The sequence below is a fragment of the Paenibacillus sp. M-152 genome (genome assembly GCF_003856555.1).
In the GTDB taxonomy this organism is placed as follows: Bacteria; Bacillota; Bacilli; order Paenibacillales; family Paenibacillaceae; genus Paenibacillus; species Paenibacillus polymyxa_C.
Genome location: NZ_CP034141.1, coordinates 4,601,415 through 4,627,771, shown reverse-complemented (window position 1 = coordinate 4,627,771; position 26,357 = coordinate 4,601,415). Strand labels below are relative to the sequence as shown.

At 47.7% G+C, this 26,357-nt stretch carries 27 protein-coding genes and 1 tRNA gene; 17 read left to right on the top strand and 11 right to left on the bottom strand.

Annotated elements, in window-relative coordinates:
- Window positions 1-123 precede the first annotated feature (123 nt).
- Entirely contained in the window at window positions 124-510 is a 387-nt protein-coding gene (locus EGM68_RS20170; RefSeq protein ID WP_240664085.1) for a hypothetical protein, read from the top strand.
- Between the two features lie 71 nt (window positions 511-581).
- Here EGM68_RS20170 and EGM68_RS20165 read toward each other — a convergent pair whose 3' ends face one another.
- The 4 genes from EGM68_RS20165 to EGM68_RS20150 form a co-directional block, all read right to left on the bottom strand.
- Window positions 582-1,469: a putative RNA methyltransferase gene (locus tag EGM68_RS20165; protein ID WP_129549895.1), complete on the bottom strand. Its 888-nt coding sequence runs from the start codon at window positions 1,467-1,469 to the stop codon at window positions 582-584.
- A 220-nt stretch (window positions 1,470-1,689) separates the two neighbouring features.
- Complete coding sequence (locus tag EGM68_RS20160) at window positions 1,690-3,045, bottom strand: dipeptidase (protein WP_129549894.1); 1,356 nt, start codon at window positions 3,043-3,045, stop codon at window positions 1,690-1,692.
- 188 nt (window positions 3,046-3,233) lie between these two features.
- On the bottom strand, window positions 3,234-3,410 hold the full coding sequence (locus EGM68_RS20155; RefSeq protein ID WP_129549893.1) for a YjfB family protein: 177 nt from the start codon (window positions 3,408-3,410) through the stop codon (window positions 3,234-3,236).
- A gap of 57 nt (window positions 3,411-3,467) precedes the next feature.
- Window positions 3,468-5,447, bottom strand: a complete 1,980-nt coding sequence (locus EGM68_RS20150; protein WP_129549892.1) for a methyl-accepting chemotaxis protein — start codon at window positions 5,445-5,447, stop codon at window positions 3,468-3,470.
- Window positions 5,448-5,611: 164 nt separating this feature from the next.
- On the opposite strand from EGM68_RS20150, the gene EGM68_RS20145 reads away from it, so the two are divergent.
- Window positions 5,612-6,028, top strand: a complete 417-nt coding sequence (locus tag EGM68_RS20145; protein WP_129549891.1) for a hypothetical protein — start codon at window positions 5,612-5,614, stop codon at window positions 6,026-6,028.
- A 221-nt stretch (window positions 6,029-6,249) separates the two neighbouring features.
- Here the strand turns inward: EGM68_RS20145 and EGM68_RS20140 are convergent, their stop codons facing one another.
- Together EGM68_RS20140 and EGM68_RS20135 are read right to left on the bottom strand one after the other, a co-directional pair.
- Entirely contained in the window at window positions 6,250-7,377 is a 1,128-nt protein-coding gene (locus tag EGM68_RS20140; RefSeq protein WP_129549890.1) for an SGNH/GDSL hydrolase family protein, read from the bottom strand.
- 253 nt (window positions 7,378-7,630) lie between these two features.
- Window positions 7,631-8,344, bottom strand: a complete 714-nt coding sequence (locus EGM68_RS20135; protein ID WP_129549889.1) for a GT-D fold domain-containing glycosyltransferase — start codon at window positions 8,342-8,344, stop codon at window positions 7,631-7,633.
- Window positions 8,345-8,559: 215 nt separating this feature from the next.
- Here EGM68_RS20135 and EGM68_RS20130 point away from each other — a divergent pair, with 215 nt between their 5' ends.
- The 5 genes from EGM68_RS20130 to EGM68_RS20110 are packed head-to-tail and all read left to right on the top strand — an operon-like array spanning window position 8,560 to window position 13,599.
- The gene (locus EGM68_RS20130; protein WP_013372761.1) at window positions 8,560-9,267 is read left to right on the top strand and encodes a glycosyltransferase; all 708 of its coding nucleotides are present in this window, start codon (window positions 8,560-8,562) and stop codon (window positions 9,265-9,267) included.
- 19 nt (window positions 9,268-9,286) lie between these two features.
- The gene (locus tag EGM68_RS20125; protein ID WP_064963390.1) at window positions 9,287-10,267 is read left to right on the top strand and encodes a polysaccharide biosynthesis protein; all 981 of its coding nucleotides are present in this window, start codon (window positions 9,287-9,289) and stop codon (window positions 10,265-10,267) included.
- Window positions 10,268-10,269: 2 nt separating this feature from the next.
- Window positions 10,270-11,619, top strand: a complete 1,350-nt coding sequence (locus EGM68_RS20120) for a nucleotide sugar dehydrogenase (protein WP_013372759.1) — start codon at window positions 10,270-10,272, stop codon at window positions 11,617-11,619.
- Entirely contained in the window at window positions 11,612-12,487 is an 876-nt protein-coding gene (locus EGM68_RS20115) for a class I SAM-dependent methyltransferase (protein WP_129549888.1), read from the top strand. Before EGM68_RS20120 ends, EGM68_RS20115 begins: the two co-directional genes overlap by 8 nt.
- On the top strand, window positions 12,484-13,599 hold the full coding sequence (locus EGM68_RS20110; protein ID WP_040103008.1) for a glycosyltransferase family 2 protein: 1,116 nt from the start codon (window positions 12,484-12,486) through the stop codon (window positions 13,597-13,599). Before EGM68_RS20115 ends, EGM68_RS20110 begins: the two co-directional genes overlap by 4 nt.
- Here EGM68_RS20110 and EGM68_RS20105 read toward each other — a convergent pair.
- Complete coding sequence (locus EGM68_RS20105; protein ID WP_058710317.1) at window positions 13,591-14,469, bottom strand: DUF72 domain-containing protein; 879 nt, start codon at window positions 14,467-14,469, stop codon at window positions 13,591-13,593. The two genes, EGM68_RS20110 and EGM68_RS20105, sit on opposite strands and share 9 nt — an antisense overlap.
- Before the next feature lie 264 nt (window positions 14,470-14,733).
- Here EGM68_RS20105 and EGM68_RS20100 point away from each other — a divergent pair, with 264 nt between their 5' ends.
- The 5 genes from EGM68_RS20100 (at window position 14,734) to EGM68_RS20080 (ending at window position 18,974) form a co-directional block, all read left to right on the top strand.
- The gene (locus EGM68_RS20100) at window positions 14,734-15,519 is read left to right on the top strand and encodes a class I SAM-dependent methyltransferase (protein WP_058710318.1); all 786 of its coding nucleotides are present in this window, start codon (window positions 14,734-14,736) and stop codon (window positions 15,517-15,519) included.
- Window positions 15,520-15,542: 23 nt separating this feature from the next.
- Window positions 15,543-16,553, top strand: coding sequence for an MBL fold metallo-hydrolase (locus EGM68_RS20095; RefSeq protein WP_129549887.1), 1,011 nt, complete (start codon window positions 15,543-15,545; stop codon window positions 16,551-16,553).
- A gap of 90 nt (window positions 16,554-16,643) precedes the next feature.
- Window positions 16,644-17,279: an NAD(P)-dependent oxidoreductase gene (locus EGM68_RS20090; RefSeq protein ID WP_129549886.1), complete on the top strand. Its 636-nt coding sequence runs from the start codon at window positions 16,644-16,646 to the stop codon at window positions 17,277-17,279.
- Window positions 17,280-17,446: 167 nt separating this feature from the next.
- Window positions 17,447-18,085 (top strand): TetR/AcrR family transcriptional regulator, encoded by a 639-nt coding sequence (locus EGM68_RS20085; protein WP_129550351.1) that lies wholly within the window; start codon window positions 17,447-17,449, stop codon window positions 18,083-18,085.
- Window positions 18,086-18,188: 103 nt separating this feature from the next.
- Window positions 18,189-18,974, top strand: coding sequence for an SDR family NAD(P)-dependent oxidoreductase (locus tag EGM68_RS20080; protein ID WP_013372751.1), 786 nt, complete (start codon window positions 18,189-18,191; stop codon window positions 18,972-18,974).
- Window positions 18,975-19,130: 156 nt separating this feature from the next.
- Here the strand turns inward: EGM68_RS20080 and EGM68_RS20075 are convergent, their stop codons facing one another.
- Window positions 19,131-19,568 carry a GNAT family N-acetyltransferase gene (locus tag EGM68_RS20075; RefSeq protein WP_019688451.1) on the bottom strand — a complete coding sequence of 146 codons (438 nt, stop codon included), beginning with the start codon at window positions 19,566-19,568 and terminating at the stop codon, window positions 19,131-19,133.
- A 75-nt stretch (window positions 19,569-19,643) separates the two neighbouring features.
- Window positions 19,644-20,201, bottom strand: coding sequence for a phosphatidylglycerophosphatase A family protein (locus tag EGM68_RS20070; protein WP_013372749.1), 558 nt, complete (start codon window positions 20,199-20,201; stop codon window positions 19,644-19,646).
- Between the two features lie 153 nt (window positions 20,202-20,354).
- On the opposite strand from EGM68_RS20070, the gene EGM68_RS20065 reads away from it, so the two are divergent.
- From EGM68_RS20065 to EGM68_RS20055, 3 genes are all read left to right on the top strand, one after another.
- Complete coding sequence (locus tag EGM68_RS20065) at window positions 20,355-21,413, top strand: GerMN domain-containing protein (protein ID WP_013372748.1); 1,059 nt, start codon at window positions 20,355-20,357, stop codon at window positions 21,411-21,413.
- Between the two features lie 93 nt (window positions 21,414-21,506).
- Window positions 21,507-22,268, top strand: coding sequence for a ribonuclease PH (gene rph, locus EGM68_RS20060; RefSeq protein ID WP_013372747.1), 762 nt, complete (start codon window positions 21,507-21,509; stop codon window positions 22,266-22,268).
- Complete coding sequence (locus EGM68_RS20055; protein WP_013372746.1) at window positions 22,268-22,900, top strand: XTP/dITP diphosphatase; 633 nt, start codon at window positions 22,268-22,270, stop codon at window positions 22,898-22,900. Before rph ends, EGM68_RS20055 begins: the two co-directional genes overlap by 1 nt.
- Window positions 22,901-23,067: 167 nt before the next feature.
- Here EGM68_RS20055 and asnB read toward each other — a convergent pair whose 3' ends face one another.
- The gene (gene asnB / locus EGM68_RS20050) at window positions 23,068-24,912 is read right to left on the bottom strand and encodes an asparagine synthase (glutamine-hydrolyzing) (protein WP_129549885.1); all 1,845 of its coding nucleotides are present in this window, start codon (window positions 24,910-24,912) and stop codon (window positions 23,068-23,070) included.
- A 163-nt stretch (window positions 24,913-25,075) separates the two neighbouring features.
- Between asnB and EGM68_RS20045 the strand changes: the two genes are divergently transcribed.
- Window positions 25,076-25,435, top strand: a complete 360-nt coding sequence (locus tag EGM68_RS20045) for a hypothetical protein (RefSeq protein WP_058710323.1) — start codon at window positions 25,076-25,078, stop codon at window positions 25,433-25,435.
- 309 nt (window positions 25,436-25,744) lie between these two features.
- On the opposite strand, the gene EGM68_RS20040 is transcribed toward EGM68_RS20045, so the two are convergent.
- Window positions 25,745-26,038, bottom strand: a complete 294-nt coding sequence (locus EGM68_RS20040) for a magnetosome magnetite crystal formation protein family (protein WP_016324668.1) — start codon at window positions 26,036-26,038, stop codon at window positions 25,745-25,747.
- A 174-nt stretch (window positions 26,039-26,212) separates the two neighbouring features.
- Between EGM68_RS20040 and EGM68_RS20035 the strand changes: the two genes are divergently transcribed.
- Window positions 26,213-26,286, top strand: a tRNA-Arg gene (locus EGM68_RS20035).
- Window positions 26,287-26,357: the final 71 nt, after the last annotated feature.

Below are 26,357 nucleotides of genomic sequence, written 5' to 3'. Positions count from 1 at the left end.
TTGTTTTTTTGTTCAAAGCCGATTGCGCTATAGTGAACAAGGGGAAAGATAAGTCATAATATAAACGATAGTCAGGTGGTGAATATCATCCGGGAACATCATACGAATGGTGTAAGAAATCGCGTGAGCACGAACCATGTGTACATAAACGAAACGCTTCATTTGGAACAAATCATAAGTGACCTGCGCGTGCTGGGCTATGTGGCTTTTCATCATCATCCACATATTGTAGGTGAGCCTCTTGAGCTGGAGAAGTTAAAAAAGCAATTACTGTCATTTTTTCAAGAGCATCATGTATTGTGGCTTGAGCTTGATCCGCTAACGCAATATGTGGTGGTCAATAACATGGGAAAGGCCACGGTGCTGAAACTCATGGGTCGGAAAATAAACCCGCTACGTGATCAGAGAGCGAACGCTGCTTTGGCGGGACAGCCGCTGCATGAGTTGGATCGGGAGATAGAACGGTTAAATCGGCTGGTTCACCTGTTGCGCTACACTCGTTTTTCTTAAGCGACAGCATTAACGGAAAAAAGCATTCACGAAGCATGTATAATCACATGCCGTGAATGCTTTTTAGTATGTTATTTTTTACCGCATAAGATGAGCAAATCTACTGTGACATACGGTAAATCTATTGCCTGCATTCGCTGCCAGTCTGCTTTCGTAGCTCTCCACGATAAGGGAGTCATATGGAGCAAAGGCTCCACGAGGTCGGCATTTAGCATAAAGCGATAGGTTACTCGTTCGGCGGATAGAAGATTAAATTGATCTTTAAATCGGCTTACTATATTGTCATTTGAATAAGCTGGCTTTTTCTGTTCATACAAGCATCTCAATTCCTGAAGGTAATATTGTTCGGGAATGACCTTTAGGATGCAGCCATCCTCCGAAAGAATCCTTTTAAATTCAGCATAATTAGAAGGGGACAGAATATTGAGTATACTGTCAAATTGTTGATTTGCAAATGGGCAATGAGCCAGATCGGCAACACACCAAAGAGTATGAGGATATGCTTTGGCTGCGGCCACAATACCTTCTTTAGACAAATCCATACCTACGCTTGTAAGCTCGGTGATTCCCTTCCCGATAAGCTTGTCCTGAATGTGGGTTGAATGGGAGCCTTCCCCGCAACCTGCATCCAGCAAGTACAGATGTGATTTTTGATCGAACAGTGGCTTCATCAACTTCATCATCGTGCAGCTTATGGCTTCATTTAAAGGATCGAAAAATCCGTTATTGCACATCATTCTTCTGGAGTTAAATAGTTGTTTATCATACTTGGTTTTATGGGATCGGGCGGATAAATGTAAATACCCGTGTTTTGAAAGATCATAGCAATGCTGATTCGTACATAGGAGGCTTTTGCCTTCCACCATACACATGGGTTGAGAGCATACAGGACAACTAAAAAGATGTTGATGCTTCCCGATCAGGCTGGCCTTCATCTCGTGTTTATTCCATTTGGACATAGAAAAGCACCTCGTTCATTCGTATTGGGTGAATGAAAAAAGGCACAGCCAAATAAACCCAACCCATCCTCGAAAAAAATGGTTGAGTTTTCATGAACTGTACCTCACATTACCGTAAACGAATGAACTGAATAATCATATTGTGCAGCGCTCCTCTAAAAAAATAGAAAGGGCTTTCGCCCTCTCTATTGTAACTTAGCTATTAGAAGTTGTCATATGCTTACACAGATTTCAAAAACTCCACAATCGTCAGCATACCCTTATCGAAATTCTCCAAATTAAAATGCTCGTTTGGTGCATGCAGGTTTTCATCCGGCAAGCCGAAGCCCATCAATACAACTGGAGCACTCAGTACACGGGAGAAGGTTTCCACGATCGGAATGGAGCCTCCATCCTTGGTAAATAGGGCACGTACACCGTATACCTTCTCAAAGGCATCCGCTGCTGCTTGTAAAAACGCATGTGACGGGTCGATGTTAAAGGCGTTCGCTTTCTCACCTTGTTGAATATCCAGAGTAGCTCCTGCCTGAACGTGGGCGCGTAAATGGCGCTCGATTTTGTCCAGAATATCTTGTGGATTCTGGTTAGCTACCAGGCGACAGGTGATCTTAGCATGAGCTTCCTTCGGAATGACGGTTTTCGTACCTTCACCCTGGAAGCCGCCATATACGCCGTTCAGCTCCAGTGTAGGACGAGCCCCAACACGCTCGACGAAGCTGAATCCTTCTTCGCCATAGAGGGAATCAAGTGCAAGATCTTGTTGCAGTTTGCTCTCATTGAAGCCTTGCTTCACGAATTCTTCTTTCATGTCTGCCGATAATGGAGCAACATCGTCGTAGAATCCTTCGACGCTAACGCGGCCTTTATCGTCATGCAGGGTTGCCAGCAGGGACACCAGAGCATGCAGGGCATTCGGCACACCGCCACCGAAGGAGCCGGAATGCAGATCCGTGTTCGCCGTGTGAATGGCGACTTCCAGTGAGCACAGTCCACGCAAACCAGTGCAAATCGCAGGCTTCCCTTTTTCGATTAGAGAGGTGTCAGACACCAGTACAGCATCGGCTGCCAGACGTTCAGCACCGGTGTGCAAAAACTCAAGCAGGTTCGGACTGGACACTTCCTCCTCGCCTTCAATGCAGAATTTGATGTTCAGCGGCAATTTGCCTTCCTGCTTCAAAATGGCCTCAACTGCCTTAATGTGCAAGAAAACTTGCCCCTTATCGTCTGTCGCTCCGCGCGCATACAATTTTCCATCGCGAATGGATGGATCAAATGGTGGTGTTTCCCACAGGTGAAGCGGGTCTACAGGTTGTACATCATAGTGTCCATACACGAGGATGGTTGGCTTGCCAGGTGCATGCAAATGGTCGGCGTACACCAGCGGGTGGCCTTTGGTCGGAATAATTTCAACGTTTTCCAAGCCTGCAGCAGTCAGTTTGGCTGCTAGCCATTCGGCTGCTTGGTTAATGTCTTTTTTGTGCTCCGATAATGCGGAGATACTGGGAATGGATAGCCATTCCTGTAGTTCGCCCAGTTGTTGTTCTCTGGCTTTTTCAAAATATTCAGTATAACTCATAAACTATGTATCCTCCTTTTAAATGTAAATTGTGTTTATATTGCGCTATCCTCCGAACCGAGGTCGTGGACGATATGTCTAGTTTACTACGTTTTATGCTGAACGAAAAATAGGGAGATAAAAAAACGATTCTGCCCGGGTCTGTACAGACCTGAGTAGAATCGTCTTTCATCATGAATAGGATGTACTTATGCCCGGATGTCCAGTTGACCCCCAAGATGTGGTTGTACGCTTTTTTCCATCATCTGTACCAAAGCTTGTCCTTGTTCACTACCCTGATCCTTAGCCATACCCAATACCTTCACACTTACGGCTTGAGCCAAGCTGGCCTGACTCATACCTATGGATAATGCTGCGATATCCATGTCCCATCCTCCTTCATTTTGATAATTCGCTTTCTCTGTATTTATCGGTAGGAATGGTTATTTTGTTTCATCCAATTGGAATTGTGTCAGCAAATCTTGAAGCTGCTCTGCCAGACGGGTCAAATCTGCGGCAGACGAGCCGATCTCTTCCATGGAGGCGAGCTGTTCCTCTGCGGCTGCGGACACAGTCTCTGTATGAGAGGCTGCTTCTTCAGCGATGCGTGTAATTTCCTCCATGCTGCTAACGACTGCACTCGTTCCATTGGCGACTCCGGCGGTAGAAGCGGCCACGTTATCGAGTTGCTTCGCTGATTTGGCTACCGCCCTACGGATGCGCGAGAAGGAGCGACCGGATAGATCAATGGAATTGATGCCTTCAGTTACACGTTCCTTGGCAGATTCCATAGCGATTAGAGCTTCAGATACACCGCTCTGTATCCCTTGAATTTGTTCACGAATTTGCTGTGCGGAATAAGCTGAGTTTTCAGCCAGCTTGCGAACCTCTGTTGCTACGACAGCAAAACCTTTGCCATGCTCCCCTGCGCGTGCTGCTTCAATAGAAGCGTTCAGTGCGAGCAGATTAGTCTGGCTAGCAATTTCCGTAATGACGGTGACAATCGTTCCGATTCGTCCGGACCGGTCACTCAAAGCGCTGATAATCGTATCGAGCTCTTCCACGGTAGTGCGAATACCATCGATGGAGATGACACTATTGCCGATATGCTCACTGCCTGCATCCGATGCCTGAATAGCTTGTGCGGAATAAGTGGTCATTTCTGCCATGGTGTCGGTCATAGCTGTAATGTCAGCAGACATGCCGCTAACTCGTTCCTGATTATCTTTAGCACTGTCCACCTGACGTTCGCTGCCGGCAGCGACATCCTGAATGGCTATGGTCACATGCTCGATGGCACGGGTCGTTTGTTCTGCACCTGCGGCAAGCTCTTGCGAGGATGCTGACAAATTGCCTGTCATTGCCTGAATTTCTCTAATGATGTTACGCAGATTATCCACCATTTGCTGGAAGTATCTCGATAGTTCACCAATTTCATCTGTGCTGTTCGTAGCCACGTTAATCGATAGATTACCTTGGCTGATGGCATCCATAGAGTTACGCAATCTATGGATAGGTTTAAGTATGCTGCTGATTAGCCACATTGCGAGCACACCAATGATGATGGCTGCAATGACCAACACTACGATTGTCGTGAGAAGAATCGGTTGGGCGGAGGCACGGGTTTCTGATTTGTCCATCGTTCCGGCAATTTTCCAGCCTGTCAGCTCATTGGTTTTGAAGATCAGATGTCTAGCTACGCCAGCATCATTGTGATCGAAGCTGCCTTCCTTGGAGGCAAACAATTCAGGTGTTTTTTCTCCCATTTCGGTACTCCCACTGACTTCTGTCGGGTGGGTAACGATACGTTTGGTACTATCAAATATCACAATATATCCATTTTGTCCGATTCTTAGCTTTGTGATTTCTTTTAAATTATTCAAATTCAGAGAAAGACCGAGAACACCGCTGTTGTCGGGAAGTGTACGTGAAATGTACACAACGGGGACCTTGGCCGTATTGAGCCCGACAGGGCTGATTACGGTTTGACCGGGTTTCTCCATGGCCTGTTTATACCACGGACGCTCTCGAGGATCGTTTGTGGAGCCTACGGCTTTGCCAATGATAAGTTTACCTTCGGGAGTTCCTACAAACATATCAACAACTTCCGTATGCATTTTCAAATACACTTGTAATCTTTTTAGAATGGCATCATCTGCCTCAGCGCTGTCATCACTAGCCGTCAACGTTGTAGAGTAATATTCCAGATCGGCGAGTTTGGCTTGAATCGTTTGAGTAACTGCACGATCAGATGCGGTAACGCTAGATGTCGCACTGTCCTGTAATTGGCGATCAGTCTGGTTATATGCTGCCTGATAAGAGAAAGAGCCCACAATAATACTAGGAACAAGCATGACCAGCAGGAATGCTGCTGTCAATTTCTTGCGTAGTGTTAATGTTTTCAGTCGTTTCAGTTGTTTCATCAAACCCCTGCTTTCTATCTATATATTCATTTCAAAAGCTTACACCATATGTATTTACTATCGGTTTTTTCGAGCTGAATTGATAGATTTATTGCTAATTTGTCCAATACGTCTAAGAAATTGCTTGCATAGCATGGAGTATCTTGCAATTGGAGGGATAAGGTATGGGTTTTTTTCTAGATATGAGAAGCTCCACCAATTCATCAAAAACAGGGGAGGGTCCCGATATTCAATTGGGTCCTGTACCAGAGCGATTCGGTATGATTACGCTACGAACCTTTCTTGTGCCGAATCCGATTGTGTCTTTTAGTGGTTCGATTGGTCTGATCGGTGAGCTTGGTGATACGTATGCGGTTGAAATCGTGCGTGGAGCCGACTATGATCCGAGCAAGGTAGTCTACCGCGCCGAGGGGGTGCTGGGCGTGACAGGATCAAATGAAACGCAAGCTTTTAATGCACAGGATTTGTCCGCTCCTTGGGCAATACAAACGGTATATTCTTCTTATATTTCGGGTGTATCGACCACTGTTCGTAATGGTCCTGAGGTATTCACGGGCATCGCTTCAACTCCGTTTTTGTAAAATATATCAGACAAGTATTCCTTGGTTCAGGTTTGCTACCTATTCATGGTTTTCCTGGATTAGGCGGCTGCGCTTCAAGCCTACCAGCCACAGCCTGGGGCAGATATTTGCCGCAGGCTATGGCTATGATCTTTAACCACAACACTCAGAACACAAATGATCTGGTTGTTGTGATTTCCCTCGGAGTGTATTCTATAAAGTTTGATTGTGTTTCCCGGTTTTTAATTCTTTAAAATTTCTTGCAAATACCCAGCCAACTCTTCTGCTGCTTTAGTATGGGCGGACAGTCCGGGATGGCTGCGAGACCCTATCGTTTCTTCTGTCGTGTTAGGCAGTTGGAATACCGACATCTTCCGATCCTTCGTTCTTTTCTTGTACGCGTCTACCGCCCGGTAGATCGCTGGCATCATTGGGGTACCAAGCATTCCATAAGCCCACACAATATGGGCAGTAGGATTGCAGCTCCGAAGCTTGACAAGGAAATCTTCGGTAGCGTTTTCAAAAGCTTGTAAATCTTCTTCATTGAACGTGCCATCCTCATTCAAACGTTGCTTATACACTTTCCCACTTACCGGGTCTGTCCATGCTGGAGAATAAAAGGCCCCACCGTCATTAGTCGCCAAATTCACTACGACCACGTCCGGCTGCCAAGAGGTAAAATCATGATCGGCAAAGGCCCCTAATGCTTCATTTCTCTCGCCGGTGAGTACACCACATATCTGCTCATAATATGCCGGTATATTCCCATGTGGATTGTTATCCCAGCTTGTTAGCACACCCCATCCGCTTTGTGAGAACACTCGGTAATCCGCATTCAGTGCCTCGGCTGTTATGGCTGTATAATTGCGTAGGGCCGTGAACAGCATAGGAACCCAGTCTGTCTCTTCCTTTGCTCCAATTGTTCCTTCTCCTGAAGTAATGCTGTCACCGATAAATTCTATCTTAAGAGGTTTATCCGGGACCGGCAGCAATTCTCCGTCAACCTTCAGGGCATGAATTTGCAACAAGCAGCGTGAGTCCGAACTCATAGGCTGGACATCCTTGACGATACGAACATTTTTGATCGTGTCAGAGTTCGAACCTCTCAAAAGACAGATCCAATGCCGACCAGCGGTCACCATCAGGCGACTCATCGGGACACCATTGACGACAATACTGATCCAAGACTCATAGATCTGATAATCGGCTTCGATTTCAATCCATAGCTCTGAGCCTTTCATATTCAATTCAATGCCGCTGCCTGTCCAAAATAGAGTGAGAGGTGTAAGTGTTGGCGTAGTTCGGCCATGAACCTTTACTTGCTTTGCTTTTGCAAGTGGATATGTCTTCAATCTCTTGTTATGCGACATACTCAACATCCTCCTCATGATTTCGAATGAATGCTATTTTCTGTAATATTGTAAAAGAAGTGACAGGGAATCTCAAATTCTATTTTAAGAAGTCAGGGTTTAAGGCTTTATATGAATGATTTTGAGCAAATACGAACTTTATGGCAGCAATGGATAGCAAAAAGCACCAGCAGGTTTCATTTTGCTGATGCTTTTTTGATATTCAGAGCACAGTTACCGAATTTGATTTTTTTTCAGATATTACTTTCATTCTTTAATTAGCTTTGCCGAACATGACGATATTAATCGCCTTGCCGAAGTCTATACCTACTTTGCCAGTTAATTCTGCTGTTTTTTGCGCCAATACCACTGCGTTGACACCACAAGAGAACAGCGCAATATCAAAGTCATCTTTGTGTGCTGCGATCCACCCGAGTGTTTCCGGCATCTGTTCATATTGATGAAATGCGATCGTGTGCGCGATATGCAGCCCGTACGGCTCGGCTTCAAGAACAGGCTTTACTTCAGCGGCTGTCCGGGTTACCAGTAGAATGCGTCGATTTTTCAGGATGTTCCAGAAAGCGGGTGTATCCGCCAAATATCGATTCAGGCAGGCATGGCAAGTCAGCGCGGGAGAAAGATCATAGTGAGCAAAGACCTGATCGGTCAGCTCCCGCTTCATATAGGATGGTGCTTTAATAGATTCGTCATCATAAGGCAAAATGCCAGCTATGCTGGCTTTGCTCACTGCCTCTGCCACTGCGTCTCGTAGTTCCGTATTGGGCAGAAATAGTCCCTTTTGGCCGAGATTGGCTTTGACCGCCCAGCGTTCCTGTAACACCTTTTCCATCGGCCAGACGGTGTCTTGAGCCAATACCAAATTTTCGCCATCTCCAATACGTATGAGTGAGAAGGGCTGGTGCTGATCGAGTGCTAGCTTCAAACGTTTCAATACCTCGTCAATCTCCAGATATTTTGGATCCGTCATATCTTGTTTCCTCCCTGTCAGTCCTGCTTGTTCGACTTTTCAAATAGAGCAAAAAACTTCGTATTCTATCATATGTCGAAAGTAAAAAGGTTTTTGTATGAACGGCTATTCTTTTTCGATTCTACCTATTTTTGCAAGAGTTGTTGCATCTGTACGTGCCGTTTCAGGAGCGTCTTCATAACTTGAGAGAAGACGGATGAAAGGGAGGAAGTTCAATGAATCGCAAGATTGTGATTGAAATTAACTTTAATAACTATGGGATGAATCCCAACCGCCTGACACGTGAGTGGATTAGCGAGCGATTGGATATATTCAGAACCTTTACACTGCGGAGTCTGCTCAATCAGACGAATGCGGATTTTTTATCTGTCGTCAAGTTGGCGGGTGGATGCAGCGACATTGTGGAAGAGGAACTGGCCCAACGTGAACCCATTCCCGAGCACATCCGTTTTGGTACGAGCATTGAAAGTAAACGTCGTATCAATGCGTATATCGAAGGCGCGGACGAACTGCTCATTGCTAGAATTGATTCCGACGATTTGTACCACCAGTCATTTGTACAGCAGTTGCATGATTACAAGTTTCAACCGGATACAGTTGCACTGGTAAATCAAATGGGGTACTTATGGGATGCGGTTGAGGGACAGATGGCACCGGTGTTTCACCGCTCGCCTTCCTTTTATGTGTTTCGCTATCAAGTAGAGGAATTTCTGAATGATTACCGTGTCGTTATTCCTGGGAAAGGCACACACGGATATGTAACGGAGCTGCCACATGAGGTGATTCCACTTCGCAACTATGTGAATGTCATTCATGCCGCCAATACTTCGGTGAAAAAGGTGCCGGCAAAGGATCGACTCTCAGAAAATGAAATGAACGCGGTGCTGGCTGAATTTTTGGGCACAGGCATTGCCAATTCGTAACGGTCAGGAGGAGATTATATTGTTCAAAGGAAAAAAACTGCTGGTGACCGGAGGAACGGGGTCTTGGGGGCAACGCCTAACGGCTGAATTGCTGAAGGAGGGACCGACGGAAATTCGTATTTTCTCACGCGGCGAATTTGCACAGATTGCCATGCAGCGGCAATTTCAGTCTGATCCCCGATTGAATTTCATGATTGGAGATATCAGGGACCTTCAGGCATTGCAGGAGGCTTGTCACGGGGTAGATTATGTGTTCCATTTGGCGGCATTAAAGCATGTCCCTGTGTGTGAGAAACAGCCGGAAGAGGCTTTCAAGACGAACGTACATGGTACGGAAAATGTGATTCGGGCCAGCATAGAGCAGGGAGTCGCCAAGGTCATTGATGTTTCTACAGACAAGGCGGTGGACCCGGTGAATGTATATGGGATGACGAAGGCGATTGGCGAAAGATTGATGATCCGCGCCAACGCCTTAAGTGAGCGTACTCGCTTTGTGTGTATTCGCGGCGGCAATGTGCTAGGGACAAGTGGAAGTGTCGTGCCCCTGTTCAAACGCCAGATCGCGGAAGGTCAGAATTTAACGCTGACGAGCCCAGATATGACACGTTTCTTCCTCACGCTCGGAGAGGCAATTGGCTTGCTGCTAAAGGCTTCTGTTACGGCGATTGGTGGAGAGACGCTAGTCATGAAAATGAAGGGTTGCAATATTGCGGATTTGGCAGAGGTGATGAAAGAACAGGCGGGACAGCCTAAGTTAAAAGTGAAAGAAATTGGTATACGTGGTGGAGAGAAGCTGCATGAGGTGCTGATTTCGCCCTATGAGGTGCCGCACACGTATCGCTATGATGATCGTTATTTTGTTATTCTTCCCCAGCAAGCAGACAAGCGTTTGTTGAGTCAATATGGTGGATTGGAGCGGGTGAGCTTCGAACAATATCGCTCGGACGATGAGTTAATGGATCGCGCTGGAATTGCTGAGTTACTGCAAGGTATGGAGTAACGATGAAAGAGGTGGGTATTTTGCAGCTTATGGGAAAAATCACAAAAGGAACTGTAAAGGTGGCTGTGATCGGCCTCGGTTATGTAGGGCTGCCCATGGCAGTGGAAATGGCACAGGCTGGTTATGACGTATATGGTGTGGATTCCGATCCTGTCAAAGTAGCCAAGCTGCTTCAAGGAAAGTCGTACATCATAGACATTGGCGATGATGCATTGGAAGGTCTGATCGGACAGCAATTGCATCCAGTTACGGATATCAAGGTGCTGGAGCATGCGGATATCGTCGTGATTTGTGTGCCTACGCCGCTGACGGATGGACATCAACCGGATACGTCCTATATTGAGACGGCTATTGATCAGGCCATACCTCATTTGCGTAGACAAACGCTGTTGATTCTGGAAAGTACCACCTATCCTGGAACGACCGAAGAACTGATTCGGCCAGTGATAGAGCAGCGCAGGGGATGGACAGTGGGTAAGGATTTTTATGTGTGCTTTTCACCGGAACGTGTCGATCCGGGCAGCGTCCATTTTAACATTCGCAACACCCCTAAGGTGATCGGCGGTTGCACACCGGATTGTCTGGCAGCGGGAGCAGGTTTTTACGGGTCTTTTTTGGATCAGATTGTTCCGGTTAGCTCAACAACCGTGGCTGAAGCCGCCAAGCTGTTTGAGAATACGTTTCGCAGTGTCAACATTGGAATGGTCAATGAGCTGACAGCGGCCTGTGAGAAAATTGGCATCAATATATGGGAGGTACTGGATGCAGCCGCAACCAAGCCGTTCGGCTACATGCCTTTTTATCCGGGACCAGGCATTGGGGGACACTGTATCCCGGTTGATCCTCTATACCTGTCGTGGAAATCGGAGCAGCACGGTTTTCCGCTGGAATTCGTGGATCTGGCAGACCGCATGAATCGGCGTATGCCACTGTATATCGCGGAGCGAATCGAATCCATGCTAGCTCAGGAAGGGAAAGCCATAAACAAGGCCAACATCATTCTGGCGGGTGTAGCCTACAAAAAGGACATTGATGATGTTCGGGAATCCCCGGCTCTTGTCCTGTTCGAGCATCTAACAAAAATGGGTGCTTCGGTTAGCTTCACCGACCCGTATGTATCGAGTTTTAAGCTGAACGGTGAAGAAATCCCATCTCGGACGGCAAATGCCCAGCTGTGGGAAAGTGCAGATATTGTGGTCATCACGACAGACCATTCTGTGGTGAACTACCAACAGTTGGTTGACCATGCTCGGCTGGTCTTCGATACACGTAATGCGACTGCACATTGCACAGGTGGACATGTCGTGATTTTGGGGCATCCTGGTGACGGAGGGGGCGCCGCTGTTGGCTAACCGTGATCAGGTAAACGAACGTTATTACGGACAGATTAATTCAGAGGAATCTCATGAAGCCACCCGCAATAGAATTCATTGGATTTGTCGCCATGTACAGGGTCGTACCGTGCTGGATGTTGGATGCAGTCAGGGGATAACGTCCATTTTGCTTGCGCGGGAAGGTTTTGAGGTAACGGCGATTGATTTGGAAGAAGAGAGCATTTCTTATGCGAAAAAAGAACTTCGTCAGGAATCTGCACCCGTCAGGGGACGAGTCCATTTTCAGTTAAAGGACATTTCACAATTTGAACGTCCTCCCGGTGGTTTTGACACTATTATTTTAGGAGAGATTTTGGAACATTTTGCGCATCCCGACACCCTGCTGGCCCATGCTTACCGCTTGTTGAATAAAAAGGGGACGCTCGTCCTGTCTGTACCTTATGGATATCATCCATTTCACGATCACAAACGGACTTACTATGCCGGAAGTCTCTCCCGTGTGCTGTATCCTTACTTTAAAGAACAAGCGCTGGAGGTACATCATAAATATTTGTGCTTTGCAGGTCACAAGAAGCCAAAAGAGCTGCGTGAGGCTATGCCAGGAGCAGAGCAACTGAATGAGTGGATGAAACTGGATGAGGAGCAGTTTCGACGGGTAGAGCAGCAGCATGTTCGCAAAATGAATCAGCGAAAGGCTGCACTCGACAAGGCGGTACAGCGAATCCGGTATATGGAGCAACAACTATTTTCATTGGAGAGGGTTACGCGTGTCGAACAGATAGACAAGACGCAGGATGAGAGGAGAGGTGCATATACTGATGGCAAGTCTACCGGAAAAACAACGGAAGAATCAGCCAACGGTAAAGGGGATGACGTGAAGTCATGACTGAGCATCTAATGACCATCAGCTTGTGTATGATTGTAAAAAATGAGGAGCAGACACTGGCCCGGTGTCTGGATTCGGTCGCAGACCTGATGGATGAAATCATCATCGTGGACACGGGATCGACGGATCAGACAAAGACGATAGCAGCCCGCTATACGGATCGGATATATACGTTTGAATGGATGGATGATTTTGCCGCCGCTCGTAATGAATCGTTTGACAAGGCAACGTGTTCCTATATCATGTGGCTGGATGCGGATGATGTGCTATTGGAACCCGATCGTGAACGTCTGCGTTCCTTAAAGCAGCGATTGTCTAAGCATATCGACGCGGTGGTGATGCCACTTCACTTGGCAGAGGGTGAGCAGGGTGAACTGTTGTTCACCTCACGCCGTATACGCCTTGTGAAGCGGGATCAACAATACCGCTGGGAAGGGCGCCTGCATGAGGATCTGGTGATACCTCAGGGGCAAATCGTACATTCGGATGTGGCAGTGACACATCGCCGAATGCAAGACCATACGCTCCGTAACCAACGTATTCTCGCCCGGTGGATCAGCGAAAGCGGCAAGCTGGAAGGGCGTTTACTGTATTTTCACGCCAATGAATGCTTTGACCGCAAGGAATATGCCGAGGCAGCAGAAGCCTTCGACCATCTGCTGGAGGAGCCGAGCGGCTACCGGGAGGATCGGATTACTGCTTGTGCGCGATCGGCTGAATGCTATCTCCATCTCGGGAAGCCCGAGCAACAGCTGGATCGTCTGCTACGTTCTTTTCGATACGGGGTGCCGCAAGCAGACTTGTGTTGCATGATCGGGGACTGGTTTTTCACAAGAAACGAATGGAATACTGCCGCATATTGGTATGAAAGAGCAACGGAGCAACAGCATCACCTTCCTGGTATGCGACCTGTCCCACTGCCATGCTACTCTTGGTTACCTCATGTGCGGCTCAGTCATTGCTTTGCACATATGGGTAAGCTGGAAGCTTCGTATGAGCACAACCAAGCCGCTTTACGTTATTTGCCTGATGATCCGCATTTGCTGGATAACGAACGCAAGCTCAGGAAGGTAATCCCCAATCATTCATCCACAGCCCGGTCCTCAAAATAATTCAAGCTGTTCTGGCCCGTGATCCGCATCAGGCGGCTTGCGAGGTGGAAAAGGCTTAGGCTCCATGCCCAGCATGGTCATGAGTTGCTTGGCGTTGGCAGCAGCGTCTCCACCTGAGTTGTTGTTGAATATCACGCATACCTCACGGCTTTGCTGCTCCAGTTCCAGCAATCTGTCTTTCCATTCGGTCAATTCCTGTTCATTGTACCGATACAGATAACGAACCTCCCGCCAATTAGGCGCAGAGCTTTGATTCCAGCCTGATACGTTACGTCCGTGGAGACGTACGATGGTCAGGTTGCTGTCTGTAGCCTGCGGCACAATGGGAACTGACCCAGGACCTGCCTGCGGCTCGTCGCATACGCTATGTATCCAGCCTTCCTCACGCATAAATGCCAGCGTTTGCTTCCGAAAATCTGCTGTGAACCAGCTTTGATGTCTAAACTCAAGTACGGATGGGACCTCTCCCATCCTATTTTTCGTGTCTCGCAGTATGGCGACATTCTCACGTGTGCAGTCAAACCAGGGCGGGTACTGAAACAGCACGGCTTTAAGCTTGCCCGCTTCGCGAAGAGGTAGTATGGATGCATGCAGTGCTTCGTACATGGCATCTATCGTTTTGAAGTAAGGCTGTTTGCCGCGGGTGTGTCCGGTCATGCCTTGATAGGCCTTGACGAGAAATGAAAAGGAGTCTGGAGTTTCCGCCGCCCAGCGCGCCATACGATCCGTAGGCTGTACTGCATAAAAAGAACTATCCATCTCTACTATCGGAAAATGGCTTCCATAGACACTTAGTTTTTGGTTAGCTTTAGTGCCCGTTGGATATAAGTCATCGTGATCGCCCCAACCCGTCAGTCCAATTTGAATCATAACTTTGCCGCTCCTTTCCTGCATGAAACCTCTATAAAGGCGTTCCCATGATTCATTTTAATGATAAAATGGGGTAAATCACATGAAGTTGGTATGAAGTTCCTATGATTATTTAAGCTCAAATACGGTTATTGTAACATGCTCTCATGACAGGAAGCTTTGTGCTTTTAAAAAATGCTTATTCGTAATGTTTTTGAGTTTCCAGTTTGAAAAAGCTAATATAGTATGTAATAGAGCGAAATGAGTTCATGGAGGAGAAACGATATGGCAGAATGGTACGAGCAAAGCTTTGGGGAAGATTATTTATTGGTATACAAGCATCGCGACTTTCAGGGAGCCTATCAGGAAGTGCAAAAAATGATCTCCTGGCTCAAATTACCGCAAGGCTCCAGCGTATTGGATTTATGCTGTGGGATGGGACGTCATTCGCTTGCGCTCGCAGATGCAGGTTATAAGGTGACAGGTGTGGACCTTTCCAATGTGCTACTGAGAGAGGCTCGTGCAGCTGATTCCGAAGGGCGGGTAAGTTGGCATCAAGGGGATATGAGAGAGGTGCCGCTGGATGAAAGTTATGACGCAGTGATGAATTTGTTCACCTCCTTCGGTTATTTTGAAAAGGATGAGGAGCAGCTTAAAGTATTAAAGGAAATTTATCGTCTATTGAAACCGGGAGGCCGTTTTATTATAGATTATTTGAACCCTTCCTACGTAGCTGCTCATTTGGTACCGCATTCGTCCCGGGAGGATGAAGGAAATTGGATTGAGGAGCACCGGGTCATTGAAGATGGATTTGTGAAAAAGCAAATTGCCATTCGGTCAGCCGCATCTGTGACGACTACAGAAGCAGCCTCAGAGCTGGGTACCACTCACGCTGACGCAGAACCCGTGCGTGTGTACTATGAGCGAGTAAAGCTATATCCGTATGAAAAGTTCCGTGATTTGCTAGAACAAGCCGGGCTATCCGTAGAGCAGGTGCACGGAAGTTATGATGAAGATCAATATATAGAAGATGCTTCGCCCCGAATGATTTTTGTCGGTGTGCGGGCTTGAAACAGAAGGGCGGATGGGAAGCCATGAAATTGCCAGAGCTTACGCCGTGTGAGCGAATAGACGGAGGCTTTCAGGTCAAAATATCCATGTCTTTTCCGCTGCGCTGGGTGAATAGCTATGTGATCAAGGGACAGCATGGTTTTACAATTGTAGACCCGGGTCCGCGCAATCTGGATACAGAGGCAGAATGGGCATTTGTGTTTCAACAGCTGGGTATGTCCTTTGGGGATATTTCGGACATTGTGGTGACGCATCATCACCCCGATCATTATGGATTGGCGGGGTGGATGCAGCAGCAAGGTCGGGCTCGCGTACATATGTCAGCTCGCAGCCATAAGGAAGCGATGATGATGTGGGACGCTCCAGAATTGACGACCGCTATGGAGAAACGACTGCCTAGCTTTTTTGTCCAGCATGGCTTTCCTTTGGAACAGGTATCAGCCTTGGAATCACATATGCAGCAGGCTTATTTGCAAGTGAATCCGCAGCCTGAGATTACCTTCATTCCTACCGGAATAGACGCTCGTCTGGAATTAGGCGGACAGTTCTGGCTGCCCGTTGAGACAGGAGGGCATGCGCCTGGGCATGTGTCCTTATATGAGCCGAATAGCGGCGTTATTCTGTGCGGTGACGCGGTGTTGCCGCAGATTTCTCCTAATATCAGTCTGCTGCCGGGCAGCGATGCCCAGCCGCTGAAGTCTTATATAGACGGCTTGCAGCGCCTAGGTGAGCTAGAGGTCGCCTGGGCATATCCCGGGCATCGCAATCCGTTTGGGTATTTTCGCGAACGGACACAAACATTGCTGGCGCATCATGAAGAACGGCTGGAGAAATTCTGGCAGCTGATCCAACCGGAAGGCAGCACAGCCTATGAGCTGTGCATTGCCGTGTTCGGCGACAAGCTGGGGATTCACCAGCTAAGGTTTGCCATGTCCGAGACGCTGGCCCATCTGGTGGAGCTGGTGCGCCGTGAACGGGCCTCTATGAGCGAGGAGAATCCCATCGCGAGCTTTCATTCCTTTTGCCGTCCATAATGGCGGAAAGTTAATGAATATAGCGATATGACAAAGCAACATGACAGAACAACATGACAAAGCGGCATGCATGCCGGGGAAGAGGCTTTTATGAATTTGCTGCTGCTGGGAGCTACCGGACGTGTGGGCCGTTTTATATTAGATTATGCGTTAACGGATGGTCATACCGTAACTGCCCTAGTTCGTTCACCGGACAAGTTGGAGGATTTCGCATCCCAATGCGGGACACAGCTGCAAATCGTACAGGGTGATGCCACCAACGCGAAGGATATAGCACAAGCGCTGAAGGGCGGGCCAGCAGTTGTGATCAGTGCGCTGAATACAGATGGAACCACCACCTTATCCGTTAGCACAGGTCTGCTGATTCGACTGATGCAGGAGCAGTCCATTCACCGGCTCATAACGGTAGGAACGGCAGGGATTTTGCAAAGCCGGACCGAACCGAGCTTGTATCGGTACGAGTCCTCCGATACCCGGCGACGCAGCACCCGTGCGGCCGAGGAGCATCGGCGGGTGTACGAATTGCTGCGTGAATCGGCACTAGACTGGACAATCGTATGTCCGACCTATCTGCCAGATGGCGGACGTACAGGTGTATATCGCGTGGAAAAAGACTTTCTACCCGAAGACGGCTCACAAATTACCACTGCGGATACAGCTGATTTTACCTATCGTCAATGGAAGAGTTGCGATTTTATCCGTACAAGGGTGGGTATTGCCTATTGATCGTGGAACGCAAAACATAGCTTTATTGATAAGCATCCAACCAGAGCGCAGTAAGTGTATCTACTTATGTTGCGCTCTTTTTTGTTTGACAAACATTCCGGGATTGAGTACTATGGTTCTATAAGGAAACAGTGTTTCTGAGATAAGCAAAGGAAGTGCATTGAATGATGTCTGAGCCATCGCAACCTTATAGAACCTATTCTGAGGTGAAGTTACAGCAACAGCAATTGCTCCGTAAAAATGTGATTGATGCCGCATGCATCCTTCTTGCAGAAGAAGGGCCTGAGGCTGTGACTGTACGGCGAGTTGCACAGAAATTAAGCTGTTCCACCAAGATCATTTACAGTATTTTTGGCAGTAAGGATGGTCTTGCCAATGAGATGTATCTGGATGGATGCCGGCTATTGGCCGAAACCTTTCAACAAGTACCTGTTACCCAAAATGTACTCGCTGATCTGGAAGCATTATGCTGGGCATATTGGGAATTTGCGCGGCTTCATTCAGCCTATTACAAAATGATGTTTGGCGGGGCATTATCTGATTTTAAGCCAGATGAACAGAGTTTGGAGGGCACCACAACGGCATTATCGCGAATCCTGCAAACCGTCATACACGCTATGGAGCTGGGAGCACTGAAAGAGCAGGACCCGCTGCTGGTTGTCCGAATGCTATGGTCAGCTTTACACGGGGTGATACATCTACAATTTGCAGGTCATTTTTTGACTGTGGACATGGCACAAGAGGTATATGCATTTACACTGAGGAATACGCTCGATGTATGTAAACCCTCGTCATCTCCAGCGTAAATATGAAGTGGCTGAGGTCGTCTTCGTGATGGCTTCAGTTCATTATATAGTAGTGGTAACAATGTTTCCAAAATAAAACGACGATACTATGGAGGTCATCATCATGTTTATGTATGCAAACAAAACAGCACTCATCACAGGGGCTTCATCCGGAATTGGCGAGGCATTTGCCTATTCGCTCGCGGCTAAGAAATGTAATCTCATTTTGGTAGCGCGCAATGAAACCAAATTAAAAGCACTGGCGAAAGAACTCTCCGCTAAATATAACGTAAAAGCTACGGTGATTGCGCTGGATTTATCCTCACCAGGAGCTCCTCAAACATTGCATCAAGAGGTTCAGTACCAACAACTCAAGGTAGATCTTCTGATTAACAACGCCGGTTTTGCCACCTACGGGTACTTTGAGCAGGTTTCAGGAGAAAGACAGCATGAGGAAGTGATGCTCAATGTGGCTGCTTTAGTCGATATCACACATGCATTTATGCCTGATTTATTGCGTAACCGAGATGGTGGACTCATCAATGTTTCATCCACCGCTGCATTTCAGCCCGATCCCTATATGGCCGTATATGGAGCAACCAAAGCATTCGTACTTTCTTTTAGCGAAGCGCTGTGGGCCGAAAATCGAAAACGGGGACTCAAAGTGCTCGCCCTCTGTCCAGGTGCAACCGAAACCTCATTTTTTGATGTAGTAGGCTCCAGTGAAGCCTCTGTGGGTTCCAGAGAAACACCCCAGACTGTCGTCCATAATGCCTTGAAAGCATTTGAAAAAGGGCGCAGTCATATGATATCTGGTCGACAGAACTATTGGGTAGCTCAAGTATCCCGATTTTTCTCTCGTCAATCCACACTTAACATTGTAGAACGTACGCTACGACCTCAAAATTGATTGCAATTCATGAATCAAGATAGCCTATCCTTAATCGTCAGAATTACCGCTCAATAAGCTGAAATTTTATACGCCGGGTCTGATTTCTTCCAGCTCAATTGAACTAGAAGAAATCAGGCCCGGCGTTCCTATTTACATAGATCAAGCGTTCAGATGCTATCCCAGATCTCGCGAATATAATAAAATCCCATCTCGCTTCTCCCAGCCGTTAGCTGACCAGAAGCGTTGACCTCCTATATTATGCTCCATCACAAACAGATGACATTTATCAATGCCTTCCTTGAGTAAAGCGGATAACGCTTTATCTACCAGTCTGGGCGCAATCCCATGACCACGATGTTCTGTGGCTACACCCAGATGATACAGAAACCCTCTGCGACTATCATGGCCTGCTAAAATCGTGCCTATGATGTTTCCAGCGTACTCACAGACAAAGCTAAGGCCTTCATTTCGCTGCAAAAATCGTGCAATCCGCTCCGGTGAGTCGGCCTCACTCAATCCTAACCCGTCTAAGCCATTCCATAGTGCAATAGCTTGATCATAATCGTCAGCCTGCATCGTACGGAATGTATATCCATCAGTTACGCTTGCCATGTCTCTAGTTCTCCTCTTACCCTTGTATATATCTATTGTACGCCAACGCATTGTTTGCAATTAGCGTGTCATTGTTTACCGTGTTGTATTCGGTGCGCTTTCTTCTCCAAGCTCCTGTTCGCGCTCTGCCTGCTTGCGATGGGCGATACGACTGCTGGCCGAGGCTGCGATTGCACCCACAATATCGTCCAGAAACGTGTTAATCGGTCCAAGGCTTTTATCGTTCAGGCGTTCCAGCACACCCGGTTTGAGCTTATCGACATAACCGTAATTGGTAAATCCAATACTGCCGTACACATTAACGATGGAGAAGGCTAGAATTTCATCCACTCCGTATAATCCCTCATCATGCTCAATCATATCCTGCAATGGGGGAAGAAGAGCACCCTGTTCCGCAAGAATATCTAGCTGGATGCCCGTAAGCACGGCATTTTGAACCTCGCGCTTCATCAACACCTTGTCCACATTCTCTAAACATTCTTCCATCGTTAGGTTCGGGTAATATTTTTTCTGTAGAAGCATAACCAGTTCTGCGATTTCAGTCATACTTACACCACGCTTGTGCAGCCACTCACGGGTGGCATCGGCTACCTTTTTACTATTCAGGCTGTAAGGTACTTTTTTCTTGTCCATAAAGTTGAAGTTACCCTCCTCGTGTAGATCCTAATTTTCTACTGCAATTATGACCAGTGTGTCCAGTCTGCTAAAAAAATAGTTATTTTTTACGCGGGGCTCGTATACATATTAGTACAATCTGTACAAAATTGTTAGGGAGGAACTTCATTTATGAACATAAAACACCCATGGCGTATGACCTCTGTAGCCGGGCTGCTATCCCTGCCCCTGTTGTTGTCCGGATGCAGCCTTTTCGGCAACGAAGCCGCGTCCATTGACCCTCCGCCGTCCACGACAGAGCAGTCCATGATTAAGGCTGTAACTGGAAAAGCACCTGCCACGACCGGGCAGTTGAGGGCTGTCTTTTTGCAAGATCATAACGGCTTGCTGGCCCCTGTATCTTTACCGATTGCTTCAGGCGATGTACAGGCAGATGCCAAGTCGGCGCTGGAAACACTGGTTGAGGGCGGGCCTTATGCCGGATTATTACCAGAAGGATTTAAAGGTGTACTGCCTCAGGGTACAGAAGTGAAAAGTGTGACAGTGGACAAGAATAACAAGCTGGCAGTTGTCGAATTTAACAAATCTTTCGCCAACTATAAGCCACAGGAAGAACGCAAATTAATGGAAAGCTTGACCTGGACCCTGACCGATCGTCCCGATATTAAGAGCGTACAGATTTGGGTGGATGGTAAAAAGCTGAACGAAATGCCTGTTGGCGGCACACCGCTCGACCATCCGCTGACGCGCGCAGTAGGGATTAATTTGGAGGTCGGTCATGGCGTGACCCCCCTGGATTCCAGTCCAGTCACCGTGTATTTCTCTTCATCTTCTCCTGCTGGGGTACAATATTATGTACCTGTAACACGACTGGTCAGTCCGGAAAAAGATCGTGTCCAGTCAGCTCTGCATCAATTAATTCAAGGGCCACAGACCAAGGATGGATTGCAGGAAGTGATGACAGGGGAGACGGCGCTGAAATCGGTAGAACGCTCCAAAGATAACGTCATTACGGTATCACTCTCGGATGATATGTTTGCCAAAGGAGAGGCCGTACCTGCTGAATTTTTGGAATCGGTCGTACTGACAGCGGCGGACAATTCGGATGATGCGGTCAAAACGAAGATTCGGATTGAACTGAATGGTGAGAAAAGCGTGATTGGACAAAATAATCAAAATTATGGAGAGCCTGTAGCCAAGCCGCAGCACATTAACGAAATTCCTCTTTAAGGACAGGGAATCGTCCTTGGGGTGCTTTTGCCTGCACACTTTGGTAAAATAAACATATAAGAACAGGTTGCATACGACGTAGGAGGAAAAAGCATGAGTAGATCTAACGGACGAAACGGTGATGAGCTGCGCCCGATGAAATTGACAGCAGGAGTAAATAAATACGCGGAGGGCTCTGTTTTTATAGAGGTTGGCGAGACGAAAGTCATCTGTACGGCTACAGTGGAAGAACGCGTTCCTCCCTTTATGAAGGGCCAAGGAAAAGGCTGGGTGACCGCCGAATATTCCATGCTTCCGCGGGCGACACATAGCCGCAATCAGCGTGAAGCTGCGCGCGGCAAGTTGACAGGCCGTACTATGGAAATTCAGCGTCTGATCGGAAGAGCGTTGCGTTCGGTTGTCAATTTGCAGGCGCTTGGTGAACGGACGATTACGTTGGACTGTGACGTCATTCAGGCGGACGGCGGGACACGTACAACCTCCATTACCGGTTCTTTCGTAGCATTGGCGATTGCAGTAAATAAAATTGCGATCCAGCACAAGTTGCCTGTTTTCCCTATTACGGATTTCCTAGCTTCTGTCAGCGTAGGGGTTGTTGGTGACAAGGCGCTGCTGGATCTGAATTATGAAGAGGATTCCAAGGCCAAGGTGGACATGAATCTCGTCATGACTGGCAGTGGAAAGTACGTTGAGCTGCAAGGTACAGGGGAAGAAAGTCCATTCGACCGTCAGGAACTGGATCAGCTGCTTAGCTTGGGCGAACAAGGGATTCTGCAAATGATTGAGCGCCAAAAAGAAGTGCTCGGACCGATTGCTGATAAGATTGGTGCTGGACGTACAGGAGCTGGGGCCTAATGCGACTGGATGGTCCGGTTGTCATTGTCGCTACGAAGAATAAAGGGAAGGTGCGGGAATTTGCACATGCTTTTGCGCCGTTTGGCAAGGAAGTCAGAAGTATGTACGATTATCCCGACATTCCTGATGTCGTTGAGGATGGCACAACCTTTGCCGAAAATGCGTTAAAAAAAGCCAAAGCGGTGGGAGATGTGCTCGGATTGCCTGTGCTGGCCGATGATTCCGGTCTGTGCGTGGACTTGCTGGATGGTGCGCCGGGCGTATATTCGGCTCGTTATGCTGGAGAAGGTGCCAGCGATCACGAAAACAATATCAAGCTACTCGACGTTCTGGAATCGAAGCAGCTTGGTGATGATACCGGACAGCCTTTGCTAAGCCCGGCTCAATTTGTCTGTACCTTGATTCTGTATAATCCACAGACTGGGGAGACGTTGGAATCGACGGGCTCCGTGGAGGGCTGGATTACGACTGAAACCGCGGGCAGCGGTGGGTTTGGGTATGATCCGCTGTTCTATTTGCCAGAGTTTGAAAAGACAATGGCAGAGCTGACGTTGGAACAAAAGCAGGCTATCAGTCATCGGGGCATAGCCCTGCGTAATTTGGCAACAAAGCTAGGAAATCCGCAGGCATAGTTTGGTAGCAGGGCGAATAATATACCTGTCATATACGAAAAAAAGGCTATCCGTCAGTCATAGGCTGCGGATAGCCTTTTTGGTATTTTCTGTTCCACGTATCGTATGCATCAAGAAAGATGGGCGGTTGCCACCTCGTACTTTACGGCTTAGGCAGTTAGCACATTTTATCGAATTGCCACCTTGTAGGTGCGAAGCCAATTATCCACTTGCGTCAAGTAAGCAAATAACTGCGGACCCGACATCAGCTGGCCAAACCAAGGTAGATTGGTGGATGCCTCCGGTGAGGCGGCAATATCCCGTACCTTTTGCGCATCGATCAGCTTGAGCAGTGGGGAAGAGGAATCGTCCAGCAGTTGCAGCGCCTGCTTTTTCACAGCGGCAAGATAGGAGGGATTATGCGTTTTGGGATACGGGCTTTTTTTGCGATACAGCACATCATCCGGCAATACACCCTCCAGCGCCTTGCGTAAAATACCTTTTTCACGTCCGCCTGTAATTTTGATGCTCCACGGAATGTTCCATACATATTGCACCAGCCGATGATCGCAATACGGCACCCGTACTTCGAGTCCCACCCCCATACTCATCCGATCCTTGCGATCCAGTAGGGTAGGCATAAAGCGGGTGATGTTCAAATAAGACATGACGCGCATTTGCGCAGCTTTTCCTGTTTCACCCGGTAGCTTTGGTACTTCTCCGACTGCTTCTGAGTAGCGGTCGTTCAAATACTCCAGCGGTTTGATCCAGTCCCGCACTTCTGGGGATAGCAGACTCGCTCTCATATCGGGAGCAACTGCCCACGGAAATGTGCCTGAGTTCAGCATATCCTCCCGATGGAACCATGGATATCCGCCAAACACTTCATCTGCTGCTTCACCAGAAATAGCAACCGTAGCGCCCTTTTTAATCTCCCGGCAAAAGAGATACAGTGACGAATCCACGTCCGCCATTCCGGGTAAATCCCGCGTTAGCGTGGAGTTGTTCAGAGCTGCTACAACTTCTGGTGTATCGAATTCAATCCAGTGATGATTTGTCCCTAATTCATCGACCATTCGCTGTATCCAGGGGGCATCAGCTCCGGGCTGAAACGCATGGGCTTTAAAATGCTTGTCGTTGTCCACATAATCGACCGAATACGTATGAACTTGTCCCTGCCCGGTACGTTTGTAATAATCGACGGCTAATGCGGACAGGGCGCTTGAATCCAGCCCGCCAGACAATAAGGTACATACCGGTACATCCGAAATAAGCTGCCGCTCCACGGTATCCATCAACAGCTCTCGTACCTTGAGTGCCGTTTCTTCGGTGTTATCCTCATGTGCAATGCTTTCGAGCTTCCAGTAGGCTTGGATGCGTACGCCGTCACGGCTGTAGGTTAGGGTATGTCCGGGACGCAGCTCCTTCATCGATGAATAGACGCCGTGTCCGGGAGTGCGTGCAGGCCCAATGATAAAAATTTCTGCTAGTCCCTCGGCGTCTACGGCGGCCTCCACGGCTGGATGCTGGAGTAGTGCTTTGGGTTCGGAGCCAAATACGAATACATCTTCGGTTTGGCTATAAAATAACGGCTTCACTCCCAGGCGATCTCGTGCCAGAAATACCTGCTCCCGCTCACTATCCCAGACCGCAAACGCAAAGATGCCGTTCAACCGATCTACACAATCCGGGCCCCATTCGATATAGGATTCGAGCAGTACCTCTGTGTCGCATTGTGTACGGAAAAAATGCCCGCGCTGTTGCAGCTCTTTTTTCAGCTCAGGCGCGTTATATATTTCCCCGTTATATACAATCGTATAAGTGATATCCTCAAGCTGCCGGATCATAGGCTGAGCGCCGTTTTCCGGGTCCATTACGCTTAGTCTTCGGTGTCCGAAGGCACACGGGTTGGATATCCAGGTACCCGCAGCATCCGGTCCGCGATCGGAGAGCGTTTGCGTCATATTTAGCAGCAACTCAGATTGATGCATCAAGTCTCCGTTCCACTGTATGAAACCTGTAATTCCGCACATGTCTATTCATCCTCTCTTTGTCGTGTTCATCCAGTGTTGGAATGAATCAAAAACTAAATCCCCAGTTCATCAGTATATATGCCGAAAAGAAGCATAAAATGTCTGTCCGTTCCGAAAACTACAGATGGGGCAACCCGTTTACTCGTGAGGAAGGAGGGAGACAATGTACTACATCAAGGATGCCAAAATACGCCGCTTCACTGAACTTGACGGAGTGCGCTGCGCTGAGGTAGAAGTGCGTCCCGGTGCCGCAGATGACCCGGAACTGCTGGTTTATATCACAGCCTCGAATCAGAAGGATGGTCAGCCTGGCTATGACATGGTAAGGATCATCCGCAATGATGCCGATCTGGAGCTGGATTGGTATGACAATAATCTGCATTCGGCATTTGAGGAAGTGACCGACAAGGCTTTTACTGACTCTACGCACATTACCGCTGGTGAGGAACGGGAAAAATTCAAAAGGGAATTGCTTTCCTATGGGCAGCTTAGTACAGAGTTTGCCAAGGAGTTCGGGACATGAGAATATGGTGTACTATACCTCGGCTTTTGTTGATTTGGGCACCGGCGCCATCGCCGGATCAGCGTGAAAGGAGGGGGAAATCATAGACGGCAAAGCGAAGTATAAGAAAAACAAAGGCAGCAGTTATATTCATAACAATGAGTTCGCGGAAGAAGTGCTGGAGAAAAACGTAAGACATGAAGTACGCAGAAGTCCTAAACGCTTTGGGAATAAATAAGCTACCAGTGAACTAAAGCAACTCATCAAAGTTGATCCCAAAGAAGCCTCCGTATTCGTCAAATTTGCGAATATGGGAGGCTTCTTTTAGAATTAGGCCGCTTCACGCAGCGTCATGATCCCTTTGTAGATGTTATAAACAAAAACGCCGAGATAGACCACTACAAATAGCAGTACAAACCCGATAACTGAACCTGCATGATTGGCAGTGATAATAAAATACACTAGCGGAATCGCCGCAATAATGGGGAAAATGTGCGATAAAATGGCTTTTTTCGCGTGTCCCTGAACATATTCATCCCGGACTGCGATCCACACAATGACCGGCACCAGAAAAGGTGCGAAAAAAATGCTGAAATAACAAAGTGAAGACAAAAGGCCCCTCACGGATCACCCCTCCTTTTTGGCATCGTTCTTTGTACATAATACCCCATTAGCGTCCAAATGATTCCTTTTGCAGCCTGCTTTCCTGTATAATGAAAAAATGCTTTTGACAGTTGGTCAAAATGTGATATAATAATTAATGCACTGAATACATAAGGTTTTATTGATTGTCATCTTGTCCCAGTAGCTCAGCTGGATAGAGCAACGGCCTTCTAAGCCGTCGGTCGGGGGTTCGAATCCCTCCTGGGACGTAGCAAAATCTTCCTAATTCAATATTAGGAAGATTTTTTGTGTTCCAGTGGGATGAGAACCCCTTGGGGGG